At 28.9% G+C, this 13,055-nt stretch carries 10 protein-coding genes; 6 read left to right on the plus strand and 4 right to left on the minus strand.

Translation table 11 applies throughout. From position 1 onward, the window contains the following. Window positions 1-11: 11 nt before the first annotated feature. The 4 genes from DRF61_RS18405 to DRF61_RS18420 all read right to left on the minus strand — a co-directional run bounded on the left by DRF61_RS18405 (window position 12) and on the right by DRF61_RS18420 (window position 4,160). On the minus strand, window positions 12-866 hold the full coding sequence (locus DRF61_RS18405) for a hypothetical protein (protein ID WP_111959764.1): 855 nt from the start codon (window positions 864-866) through the stop codon (window positions 12-14). Window positions 867-975: 109 nt separating this feature from the next. After that, window positions 976-1,452, minus strand: a complete 477-nt coding sequence (locus DRF61_RS18410) for a leucine-rich repeat domain-containing protein (RefSeq protein WP_157963404.1) — start codon at window positions 1,450-1,452, stop codon at window positions 976-978. Window positions 1,453-1,551: 99 nt separating this feature from the next. After that, window positions 1,552-2,562: a hypothetical protein gene (locus DRF61_RS18415; RefSeq protein ID WP_111959768.1), complete on the minus strand. Its 1,011-nt coding sequence runs from the start codon at window positions 2,560-2,562 to the stop codon at window positions 1,552-1,554. Between the two features lie 188 nt (window positions 2,563-2,750). Next, on the minus strand, window positions 2,751-4,160 hold the full coding sequence (locus DRF61_RS18420; RefSeq protein ID WP_111959770.1) for a TolC family protein: 1,410 nt from the start codon (window positions 4,158-4,160) through the stop codon (window positions 2,751-2,753). Window positions 4,161-4,180: 20 nt separating this feature from the next. Between DRF61_RS18420 and DRF61_RS18425 the strand changes: the two genes are divergently transcribed. From DRF61_RS18425 to DRF61_RS18450, 6 genes are read left to right on the plus strand one after another with little or no spacing between them, the layout of a single operon-like run. After that, a complete protein-coding gene (locus tag DRF61_RS18425) occupies window positions 4,181-5,569 on the plus strand; it encodes a hypothetical protein (RefSeq protein WP_111959772.1) in 1,389 nt (462 codons plus the stop codon). After that, on the plus strand, window positions 5,562-7,763 hold the full coding sequence (locus DRF61_RS18430) for a peptidase domain-containing ABC transporter (protein WP_111959774.1): 2,202 nt from the start codon (window positions 5,562-5,564) through the stop codon (window positions 7,761-7,763). Before DRF61_RS18425 ends, DRF61_RS18430 begins: the two co-directional genes overlap by 8 nt. Then, entirely contained in the window at window positions 7,763-9,103 is a 1,341-nt protein-coding gene (locus DRF61_RS18435) for a putative HlyD family type I secretion protein (RefSeq protein ID WP_111959776.1), read from the plus strand. The genes DRF61_RS18430 and DRF61_RS18435 overlap by 1 nt, the downstream gene beginning before the upstream one ends. Next, entirely contained in the window at window positions 9,087-10,619 is a 1,533-nt protein-coding gene (locus DRF61_RS18440; protein WP_146897225.1) for a hypothetical protein, read from the plus strand. Before DRF61_RS18435 ends, DRF61_RS18440 begins: the two co-directional genes overlap by 17 nt. Beyond that, the gene (locus DRF61_RS18445; protein WP_111959780.1) at window positions 10,600-11,679 is read left to right on the plus strand and encodes a hypothetical protein; all 1,080 of its coding nucleotides are present in this window, start codon (window positions 10,600-10,602) and stop codon (window positions 11,677-11,679) included. Before DRF61_RS18440 ends, DRF61_RS18445 begins: the two co-directional genes overlap by 20 nt. Continuing rightward, a complete protein-coding gene (locus DRF61_RS18450; protein WP_111959782.1) occupies window positions 11,672-12,928 on the plus strand; it encodes an NUDIX domain-containing protein in 1,257 nt (418 codons plus the stop codon). Before DRF61_RS18445 ends, DRF61_RS18450 begins: the two co-directional genes overlap by 8 nt. The last annotated feature ends 127 nt before the right edge of the window (window positions 12,929-13,055 follow it).

Raw genomic sequence — 13,055 nt, forward strand, 5'->3', positions numbered from 1 at the left:
AATACAAATAATTATTTTAAACCACTAATAGAATATCCACCCAGATAAGTAATTGGTGAAGTGTAAGTATCTTTGTATGAACCATCAGCTGGGTCATAATATATAAATGAATTATGTTCTGGGTTCCAGCCGACAATGCAAATAGCATGTGCCCAATCACCAGGGTCATTTATGTCAAAACCATTATCGTTACCATCGACGCCAATACTGGCAAAAAATGGATGTCCTTCAACTAATGAATTTTTAATTTGGTCTTCAAGAATTGGAGTGGTATAAACATCTATATTGAAAAAATGGTCTAAAGTTGCTTGAATATTATCACTAGACATACCAGTTAAAAGAGGGTTAGTTCCAAATTGATCTTGATACCAATCAATAACTGAAGTTTCCCAAGGTCCTTGATCATCGACACCAGTAAAAAACTCATGTAGGTATTCCATAACTGTTTGAACACAAGCATTTTGATTGATTTGTGTTTCAGTATCTGGAAGATTATTGAAATCCGAAATATAGTAACTTCCATCATGAAACTCTCCTACAGCTCCACCATCATCAGCATCCCAATCTCCAGCATTATCACCTCCTCCGTCATCGTAATCATAGTCATAGTAATGATCAAGATCACCTTGATCCACATTATTATCATCGCCATTTGCGTCATTTCCACCTACATTATTTCCACCTCCTATAGGGCCACCATCAGAATTTTCAACTATATATACTATAGTATCTCCGTCTTCATTAATTAAATGGAAAATTCCATCTTCATAATCATTACCACCTAGTATAATTTTTGTCTCGTTGGTTTCAATTGCTGGAAGTTGCAATTCTAATTCTTTTAAATTTAATTTCTTTCTTTGTGTCATTTTGTCATTTTTGTTATTTTAATTTTGGTACTTATGATTTACAGTATTTTACAATTTTGTGTGAAAGATTTATAGAGTCAATATTATTCTACTTTTGTATTCTAATATATTACTTTCTGATACGAATTAGTTTATAATATAGTTCTTTATCATTTAAAATCCCATCATGCTTGATATATTTTATATTAGAAGGTGAAAAATTAAGAGCATTTGATAATTTTTTGTTATAAGATATGTCAAGATAATCTATCTTTTTAGTAGATATACTTTTATTAGTATTAAATATTAATAAATTTGTAATTTCATTATTGTTTATTCTAATTGTATCTAGGCTATAAGAATATGAATAGAATTTTTCAATTTTATTATATGCTAAATTTATAGAAACCAAATTAGGTAAGGTCTTTGATGAAATTTTGACCTCTCCCTTAATCTTGTTGTTCGAAAGATTCAAGACTCTTAAATTAGGAGGTAATTTTTTTTCGTCCCAAAAGTTTATATTATTACCAGATAAGTCAAGATTAATTATGTTATAATTTTTTGAAAGATTTGGAATTGAATCTAGATTTCTATTTGATAAATTCAATTCTGTCCTTTTTTGGCTCTGAAAAGAGCAGCAAATAAAGACAGAAAATATAAAAGAACATATTAAACATTTAATCTTACTTTGTAACATATTTCATTTTTATGGAAAATCATTTCTATATTCTTGTATTACATGTTGAATAAATTCGTAATCATGTTCGTGCATATATTCATGTAAATATTGATTATGAAGAGCATTTTGAGCATCATCGGTAAGATCACGCCACTGCCATTCGTTGCCATCAAAATATAAATAGGCATCTCTAAAGTCATCACCATATAAAGCTTGCAGATCATTAGCAATTTGTCCGAGTTGTTCCCCATTAGCTACACCTTGGTCATATGCGTTCCGTACCATTTCCTCATATTTAACATGTAGTAATTCATGAGCAATGGTTGCAACAAGTTCCTCAGTAGGTGATAAATTATCTAGGTTTGTGCCATCAGTTGCTAAACCTGTTCCATCTATTATGTAGTTTCCATTTCCATCAAAAGAATTGCTGTTAAAGGTAATGATATATGAGCCATTAGGGTTATCGGGATCGTGAGTAGTGTCTGCTAGTGTATATTTGACAGGATCGTTCCCTAAATCTGCTATTTCAAATTTAATTTGATGGTTGCTATTTGCAAGTAGATCTTCAAGTAAGTCGGCTAACTCATTGTTACTGGTAATTAATTCTTTAACCTGTTCATCAAAAGCAGGATTCCCAGTATCAATAACCAAGTTACTAAATTCACTTAAGTCTAAACCATCTAGAATATTGTGATTTTCTCCAATATTATTATCACCATCTCCAGCATTATCTTCGATTCCATCACCATCACCATCATAATCATAGTAATGATCAAGGTCACCTTGATCCACATAATTATCATCACCACCTGCATTATCGTCGTCATTGGCGTTATTTCCACCCACATTATTTCCACCCACAGGAGCACTATCACCAGAATCAACTATATAAACGATAGTATCTCCATCCTCATTAATTAAGTGAAAAATTCCATCTTCATAATCATTACCACCTAATATTATTTTTGTTTCGTTGGTTTCAATTGCTGGAAGTTGCAATTCTAATTCTTTCAAATTTAATTTCTTTCTTTGTGTCATTGTTTGTTATTTATATGATTGTAAAATACAATAAAGTATTTATATCAAATACAAGCTTTTATAGAAAAAAGATAGTTGTAATGCCTTGCAAGGCCATAAGAGGGGATAATAAAATTATAAAAATAAAAGCATTTCATTTAATCATTTATGTTTTTGCGAATTTATAAAAAAAAAGATAATATCCAAATTTATTCCAAAAAAATTTCATTGAACTTCATCTTTAAAACATATTTATTTATCAAAAGTTCATTATAATTCAGAAAACTCTTTTCGTACTCAAATAATTGGTTTTTATAGTCATAAATCGTTCGTTTATCATAAGCTAATAGATTTAATAACAATTCATTAGTTTCAATTTGTAAACCATATTCCTGCTTTGCTAGCCTAATTTGATCATTTAGGTTTTCTATATAGTAATATAAGTTTTCAGCTTGCTGAGTTGCGTTAAACTTAGTTTCTTTAAGTTCTCTTTTTAAAATGTCTTTCTCTAATTCAGCCATTTTCTTTTTATTGTTGAGAATACCCCAATTCAATAATGGTATATACGCTCCCACCGTTAGAGCTTGTTTTTGTATAGGTTTATTATAAAGGTTTTCAAACTCAGCAGCAGAACTATTTAAACCTATCCCTAATTGTATATAAAAATTTACAGCGCCATCTTTTTTTGTTTTATCAATTTTCTCGTCTGCGAGCAGTAGCTTAAGCTGGGCTTCATTTTCATAGTTATTTTCCAAAAAAGAATTAATTAATTTTTCTTTTGGAATTACTAATTCAAAATCATTTATTGTTTTAAAATTTAATTCTTTCTGAGTCTCGATGTTTAGCAGATTTTTCAGTTTAGAAATTTGCATTGTTAATTCAAATGAATCACTTTTAACTTTCTGAGTAAGTTGATTAATAGTAATTTCGATTTGATTAACATCTATTCCTAATGCTCTTCCTAGCTTTTTTTTCTCTTCGATTTGCCTTAATAATGATTCTGTCTTGACAAGATTATTTTTTGTCAATTCAATTTTTTTTTGTAAAACATAAGCATCAAAAAATAGTTGTACAGCTTCCGTCTTTAGCATTGCAATCTCCTTCCTATAATTTATATCGTCCAATTTTCTGCTGTAAAAGTATTTTTTTTTGTTCCACCTGTACGGATTAAAGCCATTAATAGTTTGTGAATAGGTCAAACTAACCCAGTTACTAGAATAATTTGTGATCTTATTTTGTAGATCATTATTCATAGAAATAGAGTTAGTTAAGGAAATTTCCCCGCCAGTGAAAGGTACCACTTGTTTTGTTGTAAAATTAATGGTAGGATTTAAGAAGTTTCTTTCAACTAAAGATGTACTACCATTAAATTGAAGGACTTCTTGAATTGATCTCTGGTAAGGTAAATTCGCTGTTAAGGTCACTTGAGGAAGGAACGATTTCTTATAATTTTCAAAATCAATGTTTCTAATTTGATAATTAGATTCAATATTTTTTATCCTTTCACTATTCTTAATAACTAAGCCAATAACATCATCAATTGATAAAGAATCTTGATGATTTTGAGAATAAAATATTGTTGGTATTAGTATAAGAATTAAATTTGCAAAACTTTTCATTGCGCAAAAGTAACAAATTGATGAAAAAAAAAGATATATTAGATAAAATTAATAAATTTCTCAACGAACTTTACCCACACTGTAGTGGCGTAATGTTGTTTGGGAGTGCTTCATTTTCTACGGATAACCATACTGACATTGATCTCCTAGTAGTAGATGAGAAATTTTCATATGTATCCAAAACAAGCATTCAATTTCAAAATCAACTATATAGTGTAATAAAAATTCCAGCACACGATATTTTTAACATCCTAGCAAAAGATTTTAACAAGGGTATATATAAAGAAATTTTTGAAACTGGCTTTATTCTAAAAGACGAAATAAAAATACTGCAAATCGTTAAGCAATATATTTGCAAAGATTATCCGGATAACAAAGATGTAATTCGTTACAAAATTAGTAATAGAATTTTTAAAATTAATGAGTGTATAGATTCACTTAAAAATAATCTTCCTTTACTGGAGGAGTATTTGGGTATTGCTAATTGTATAAACTTTATTATTGATTTTATATTGTTAAAGGACGGCAAATATAATTTTTTAACTTCGAAACATAAGTCAAGATATTTACATCAATATCATCTGGAATATGCTATAAAAATAAATAAGATAATTAAACAATCAAGAAATAAAAAGGAGCAATTGTTTGGACTTGAAAATTTAAGAAATATATTAGATATTCCGGCTATACATGAATATAATAATGATTATCTGATTGATAATTTGGGTGACCTAAGTACTCTGGTTTTTTACATACCGGAAATCGAATGTGATGAGTTATTGCAAAATGTCCCACTCGATAACCTAGCTTACTATACATTTTTTATTGATACAAATAATATTGAAGATAGAGGATTTTATCTTATTGTAGATAGTAAATATTCTAATGATATAAAGATATTGGGGGATAAATTAAGAGGATTGTTAGTAGGTAAAAAAGTATTTTTCCCTTATAATTTTTCGTTTAACCACCAGATAAAATTTGGAAGTAATTTTTCGAAATGCCAAAAATTCTTTATATCCATTCAACCAATAATCAAAGGTATTAGATATGATAAAAGTGAGTCACTGAAGTTTATCAAATATCTGATAAAAAATATTAGTTTGACCCTAGAAGAAATCGCTATTTATTACTTCTATAAAACTGTCAATAATGACCACTCCCGAACAATTGATGAAATAGCAAAAAAAGAAAAAGAATTTATAATGCGGTTGAAAAAGACACGGAAACTCTCATTTGAAAATACTGAAAATCAATATAATATTGATTTTAATTTTCTACAAAACCAAATGCCAAAATATATTAGATTGCAAGTTTTTGATTATGTGCTTTCAATGTTTTTTTTAAAAGACTCAGAAAAAGTACATATTATCGAATTAATACGAAATACTAATATTAGATATGTTTAGTAAATTCCCTCATTTTTCACAATTAGAAGCTCGAGATTGTGGTGCTGCGTGTTTACAAATAGTTTCTAAGCATTTTGGAAAGTTTTTCAACCTAGATGAGCTAAGAGAAATCTCTGGTGTTACGAAAGAAGGAATATCAATATATGATCTGTGTGAATCAGCAGAGACAATCGGTTTAAAAGCATTGCCTGTTAAAACAGATTTTTTAAAATTAAAGAATGATATTCCTCTACCTTGTATTGCGCATTGGAGAGATTCACATTTTATTGTAGTTTATAAAGTTAAAGAAAATAAAGTATATGTCTCCGATCCAGCGATAGGATTAGTAACTTATACAAGAAAGGAATTCTTAAACGGGTGGTTAGAAAAAACTTCGGAAAAAAAATTTCGCAGAGGCATTGTTATAGCGCTAGAACCTACTGATGTTTTTAATGAAATTAAGCCTTCGGGCCAATCTATTTCATTTGTTTATATTCTCAGTTATTTACTTTCACATCTCAGTCCATATAGAGCGCAATCTATTCAGCTTATTTTAACAATGGTTGTTATTACGCTTTTACAGATAGCATTTCCAATAATAACTCAGTCTATTGTTGATATAGGTATTTCATCAAAAGATATGAATTTTATTCTTATTCTTTTAGTTGCTAATGTGATATTGATAATAAGTACAAGTATTGGGAATTGGATACGACAATCTATCAATGCACATATTGCGTCAAGAGTCAAGGTTTCACTATTATCAAATTATATATCGAAGCTGTTAAAACTTCCGGTTAATTTTTTCGAAAATAAATTAGTAGGAGATATTCTACAAAGATCTTTAGATTATGAAAGGTTACAAAATTTCATAATGAATTCTGCATTCTCAATAATTTTAGCAACATTGAATATCATAGTTTTCGGAATAATTCTATGTGTTTATAACCCGTCAATTTTTTTTATTTTTTTAATAGGTTCAATTTTATATGTGTTGTGGACATTTTTGTTTTGGAATGTTAGGAAGAAAATGGATATTCAATATTTCAGTCTTCAAGCAAAAAACAATAGTCATTGGATAGAGATCCTGACTAATATAAATGAAATAAAAAATAATAATTATGAAAAAGGGAAAAGATGGAAATGGGAAAGACTTCAGGTAAAATTATATGAGGTATCAATTAAATTACTAAACGTCAACCAAGCAGAACTTTTAGGAAGTAACCTCATAAATACCTTGAAAGATGTTTCATTGACCTTTTTTTCCGCTTATCTTGTTATTCAGGGCGAAATAACACTAGGGATGTTAATTGCTATCCAATATATTTTAGGACAACTTAGAGGACCATTATCAGAAGTAATAAATTTCATAAAATCTTATCAAATAGCATACATCAGCTTTATGAGAATGAACGAAGTCAACCAGGTTCCGGAAGAACAAGATATTGACGTCATAAATAATATTGTATTTCCGAGTAATAGATCATTAATTTTGAAAAATGTATCATATAGATATTCCAATAGCTCACCACATGTATTAAACAATATATCAATTATTATTCCTGAAGGTAAAGTTACAGCAATTGTTGGTGAAAGCGGAAGTGGGAAATCGACTCTTCTTAAGGTGTTAATGAGATTGTACACTCAGTCTTCTGGGGAATTTTTCGTTGGTGAAACTAATGTAAGTAATATCAGTTTAAAATTGTGGAGAGATAAAATTGGTGTAGTTAATCAAGAAGGAGATGTATTTAAGGATAGTATTAAAAATAATATTATTTTAGGAAAAGAGTTTGATCAAAATTTATTTCATAAAGCTGTAGTCAATTCAAATATTTTGCTTGATATTGAAAAACTACCGAAAGGTTTCAATACTGTGATGGGCGAAAATGGACGTGGATTGAGCCAAGGCCAAAAACAAAGAGTCATGATCGCTAGAGCCCTTTATAAAAATCCAGAGTATTTATTTTTTGACGAGGCAACCAATGCTTTAGATTCTATAAATGAGTCAAAAGTGGTAAAAAACTTAGTAGAAGAATATGAAGGAAAAACAGCAATTATTGTTGCTCATCGTTTATCTACAATTAAAAATGCAGATCAAATTATTGTAATGCATGATGGAAAAATTGTAGAGGTGGGCAAGCATGAAGAACTTATCAAAAATAAAGCTTACTATTTCCGGATTTTTACAAACCAATTAACTCTTAATAATATTTAATGAAAAAAGTTGAAGTTCACCATTCAGAAGAATTCAGGGATGTGATTAGCAAATTTCCTAGAAAGTTCAATTCTATTTTGGCACTTTCATTACTTATAATATTGATAATTTGCGGCTTACTCGGATGGTTTATCCAATCGCCTGAAATGATTCTTGCAAATGTAAAGGTTACAGCGGAAAAACCACCTATAACCATTGTTTCTGAAAGTAATGGGAAGATAAAAATTTTAGAATTTACCCCTCAGAAACAATTTAAAAAAGGTAGTGTTATTGGTGTTATAGAAAACTTAGGTGAAGAAGACAAAATCTTAAGACTTAAAGATTCTCTTGTTAAATACCAATCTTCATTATACAAATTAAATCTTAAATCTTTTGATTTCGCTCAAGCAGACAATTTAGGGGAAGTTCAGGAACCATATTTTAAATTTATTACTGCTTTACATGAAGTGAATAATAATCGAAACAGTAATGAATATGATTTACAGGTAGAAATGTTGAAACAACAAATTGAACAATACCACTCACTAATTGCCCAAAGAAGTAACTTAAAAAAATTCAAATCCAAGGAAATCAGTATCTTATCTCAAAAATATAGAGATGATTCTATCTTATTATCAAAGAAAATGGCTATCGTAACAGATTTTGAAAACTCAGCTCTTAATTTTTTGAAAGAAAAGGAGAATCTTAAAAATATAGATATTGAAAATCTTAGAAATCAACTTAACATTGCGGATGCTAAAGGAAATCTAAATTTGTTTTTACTTCAAAAGAAGCTTAAGCTTTCAAATGTGGAGTTAAAACTGTTAGAAAGTTTTCAGCAATTGGCACTTAGTGTCAATAACTGGGAGAAAAAATATTTAATAAAAGTACCTGTTGACGGACAAGTTGATTATGTTAACTTTATATCATCTAACCAGTTTATTACTCAGGGTTCAATGCTTTTTAGTGTTTTACCTAATAATAATAAAATTATTGGACAAGTATTAATGCCAAGTGAAGGGGCAGGTAAAGTTAAAGTTGGCCAAACTGTTTTTATAAAGTTAAATGCATTTCCTTACCAAGAATTTGGGAAGTTGACAGGAACCGTTAAGAATATCTCATTAATACCCAACGAATCGCAATATCTTGTCATTGTGGAAATACCAAAAGGCCTTCAAAGCGATTCTGATAAAAACCTTTCATTTGGAAAAAATATGGAGGGCCAGGCTGAGATTATTGTTGAAAAGAAAAGACTAATTCACAAAATATTTGATAAGATTATAAAAGCATTTGATAGACAGGCGCCTGAAAAAGAACAGAAGACAGATAAAGAAAAAAAAGAGAATGAGAAAAATAAATAATGAAGTTGCTCAAATTCTAAAAGAATTTTTAAAAATAGAGTTCAATGAATATAAACATATATTAGTTGATGAATGTTTTGAGCTAATGCCGGGCAAATATTTTCTTAAACTAACGGTCGTTTGCGAAAATTACTCCTTCCGTATTTTAAGAGAAAGTAAAGATATAGAAGGAACTAAAATAATTATTAATTATATTCCCAAAATTGGTATTTTAAAAAATTTAAATACAAAAGAAGGATATCTTTTTAATCAGTTTCCACATTCGATCATTATTAGAGACGAAAATCGGTTTTTGGTTAATTTAAAATCTTCTATTATTTTCTTCACAGAAAAACACAAAAGCATTATCAACAAAAGAGAAATAGATGAATTACGGTGGATTACTTCTAATTATATTGCTGGTATTAAAAGTCAAGACTCTGACTATTTGAGATATAAAATTTATGAGGGATTAATTAACCTTTACAATTACTTTACACCAAATGACTTTATATCATTATCTACTTTACCTATTCTGTTTTCATATCCATATTCACATCCTTACATAAAGCAGATTGTTAATAATGATTTATCATCCGTAGATTTTGAACAAAGGATGAATGACGAGTTAAATAAATATGGTGGGGTGGTAAATAGTATAGATACAAAAAGCTCATTCTATTCGGATGAGGTAGTTATAGTATTTAAATATTCTGACCTAGATCTTGATTCATTTCTTGAAAATATATTCTTTAAATTTTTTACAATTACTAGGAATGTTAATCACAGATTAAATAGCTTTTATTGGGAAAAAGATATTGAGGGTTTTTTTACTCTTTATTTAAACGCAAATAGAGAATTAATTGAACGAGAAATATTTCCCGAAATAGAAGTCAAATTAAATTCTAATGCACATGTAAAAGAAATAAGTGATATTTCTATGGTTTATGATCTATTTCAGGACGATTACTATTTGGGCTTAAATAGAATGTGTGAATATGTGTTAGAATTAAAAAGCAATGAGAGTTTAACCTGGAATCAAAATATAGCAATTTCGTATTGTATTGAACTATACTTAAACTGTTTTATAAGATTAAATTTTAGCAAGAAAGACTTTTTAGATTTCAACAAATATTTATCGCAGAAATGGCAATTATTTCTATTGTCAGACCAGGAATTGATTTCGAATGCATATGCAACTATTTCAGAAATGTATCAAAAGTTTGAGAGGCTTTATTTAGTTAATGAAAACTCACTAAACGAAAACTTCAGTAGTAAAGTGGATAATTGGATATCTTCAGATTCCTTTTTAGAAGAAATTGATGCTATTTCAGAAAGTATGGATAATTTTTTACATAAAAAAGAAAATATTTTTATTTCTAGTGCAATACTTTCTGGTTTTAGTGATAACACTAAATATGCATTTTTAGAAGGCTTTTTATTTAAGTTTTTTGGACTTATGGGGCTGGACACAGAGTCCAAAATCTACATAACCTATATAATTAATAGATTAAGTAATGAAACTGAATTTAATTAAACTAAGGGAATCTATTAAGGATTCAAATATTACCATTGAAAAACATCCTACAGAAGATCTGTTTATATATGGTTATTTTAAACATCCTCTCTCCAAAACAAAAAGTATCTGGAATGAGTATTCTATTATGTGCAGAGGACTAATTTTAAATAGTGAAGGAGAAATTATAGAAAGGGCATTTGACAAATTTTGGACATTCAGAAATCATATCACAGATAATTTAATTTCATTAAGCGAAAATAGAATTGTAAAATTACCAGATTCTACGCCTAAAATTTATGAAAAATTAGATGGTACGATGGGAGTACTATATTGGGTTAAAAATACTCCGTATATAGCTACTCAGAGATCATTTTCTAGCCTAAAAGCAATAAAAGCCAGTGAGATAATACAAAAGAAATACCTTCAGGAAGCATTGAAACTGAACCGTAAGTTTTCTTACATTTTTGAGGTAATTTACCCTGAAGCCAGCCTTGTGGTAAATTATGGACAGGAAGAGGATTTAGTCTTGATTGGGGTAATTGATAAAGAGACTGGTAAGAGTATACAAAACATTTCCGAATTAGGTTTTAGAACTAAGAAAGATTTAACTGCTGAGTTCAAAAACTTCAAAAATCTCAATGAAATAGAAGAAGCAAACATAAATAATTTGGAGGGTGTCGTTTTGGAATATAACAATTCATTACGAATTAAAATTAAATTTCCATGGTACAAGGAAATTCATAAGGAGCTACAGAGTGTTATAAATGCCGAATATCAAATGATTGAAAGTATAAATAAGCTTAAGAAATATTATGGTTACAAAGAAAATCCACTTTCGACAACTTTGATAACGGAAGCCATAAAAAATGGAAGGACGCAGGAAAGTTTTGTCAATGAATTAAATATAGACCAAATCGATAGAGGAGCAATAAAATGGGTTTATCGACACTGGAATCAGTATGAGGAAACAAATACATCCATAAGCGAATTTTTCAATCAAAGTTTTGAATATGGCAACACTCCTGATGATAGAATATGGAAATGGAAAAATAGATATTTAGATAAATATTATGACTAAGAGTGCTGGGCTGCTTATTATTAAAAATAGTAAGGTTCTGTTAGTAAAGCCAAGACATATGGCTTCTGATAATAATTGGTCTATACCAAAAGGACTTATTGATAAACCTAGTGATAGAAACATTATTGAAACTGCTATAAGAGAGACGTTCGAGGAAACTGGCATTCTGATTCCCAAAGACAAAATTGATCCTTCTAAAAGATCATTAATAAGTTATGTAGATTCAAAAGGTATTTTATCAAAGATTATTTTTTATTTTGTAGTTGAGATTTCAGATAAAGAATATAATCAATATAAAATCTCAAACGATTTCGACTCATCAGAAATTGAGGCAATTGCCTTTTTCTCGGCAAGAGAAGCTAGAAAAAAAGTTTATTGGAAGCAGCAATCAGTATTAAATTTTCTTAAGGCAGACTCTTTCTGTATTAATGAGTTAGAACTACTTATAAAATTAGGTTATATTTATAAAGTGAAACATCCGGTGTTCCCAATATGGCTGTATAATATCACGAGAAAGTGTAAGTTACATAAAAATTGGAATTATACGACATTGTCTTGTAGAGGGTTGATACTGGATGATTCAGGGAGAATTATTGCTCGCCCATTTAAAAAATTTTTCGAGAGACATGAAATTTATCCTGAAGTACTAAATCTGCTTTATAAACCAATATACAGTGCAGATAAATGGGATGGGGCTTTAGGTGTAATGTACAAGTACAAAAATAATTATTATATCTGTTCAAAAAATAATTTCAATCATTACATCGGAACTATAGCAACTGACGCTTTTTATAACCAGCTTCGTCATCTCAATATTAAAGATCTGAAAGATTATACGATTCTTTTCGAGATAATAACTCTTAAAAATCCGTTTACTATTAACTATACAGTTGCAGATACAATTTTTCCTATTGCCGTTATCAATAACAAATCAGCAAAAAATGATTTTACTAGATTGGAAGAATTAGAAAAGGTTTGTGTAGAAAGCACAATCAAAGAAGGATTTGTTGATATTTATGAGGATGGAACTATGATTAAAAATAAACTTCCTGATTTTATGAACGAATATAAAAAACTGAAGAAGCTTAAAGAGATTAGTTTTGTTCGCAATTCTGATAAAATTACTGGAAGTTTACTAGATCGAAAAAAGATTATGGATCATAGTTTTAACAATTTACTAACTAATTTGACCCAATTTTTTCTTTCGGAAAATGAAATGTATAGTGAGAAGCTAATATTTTGGTTATAGCTAATTTATTCAATTCATTAAACCAAGCTACATTTCAAGAAGGCTGTTTTGCTTTTCACCATATTGGTGATCATAAAAACACCCTAATATTTTAAGGGTATTATTATTTAGAAATTGCCTGTTAAAA

Source organism: Chryseobacterium lathyri (assembly GCF_003290185.1).
Classification (GTDB): Bacteria; Bacteroidota; Bacteroidia; order Flavobacteriales; family Weeksellaceae; genus Chryseobacterium; species Chryseobacterium lathyri.

Excerpts from the sequence above, each read along its gene's own strand:
- DRF61_RS18405 (WP_111959764.1), bottom strand. The coding sequence starts at position 866 with ATGACACAAAGAAAGAAATTAAATTTAAAAGAATTAGAATTGCAACTT.
- DRF61_RS18415 (WP_111959768.1), bottom strand. The coding sequence starts at position 2,562 with ATGACACAAAGAAAGAAATTAAATTTGAAAGAATTAGAATTGCAACTT.
- DRF61_RS18425 (WP_111959772.1), top strand. The coding sequence starts at position 4,181 with ATGAAAAAAAAAGATATATTAGATAAAATTAATAAATTTCTCAACGAA.
- DRF61_RS18420 (WP_111959770.1), bottom strand. The coding sequence starts at position 4,160 with ATGAAAAGTTTTGCAAATTTAATTCTTATACTAATACCAACAATATTT.
- DRF61_RS18445 (WP_111959780.1), top strand. The coding sequence starts at position 10,600 with ATGAAACTGAATTTAATTAAACTAAGGGAATCTATTAAGGATTCAAAT.
- DRF61_RS18430 (WP_111959774.1), top strand. The coding sequence starts at position 5,562 with ATGTTTAGTAAATTCCCTCATTTTTCACAATTAGAAGCTCGAGATTGT.
- DRF61_RS18440 (WP_146897225.1), top strand. The coding sequence starts at position 9,087 with ATGAGAAAAATAAATAATGAAGTTGCTCAAATTCTAAAAGAATTTTTA.
- DRF61_RS18450 (WP_111959782.1), top strand. The coding sequence starts at position 11,672 with ATGACTAAGAGTGCTGGGCTGCTTATTATTAAAAATAGTAAGGTTCTG.
- DRF61_RS18435 (WP_111959776.1), top strand. The coding sequence starts at position 7,763 with ATGAAAAAAGTTGAAGTTCACCATTCAGAAGAATTCAGGGATGTGATT.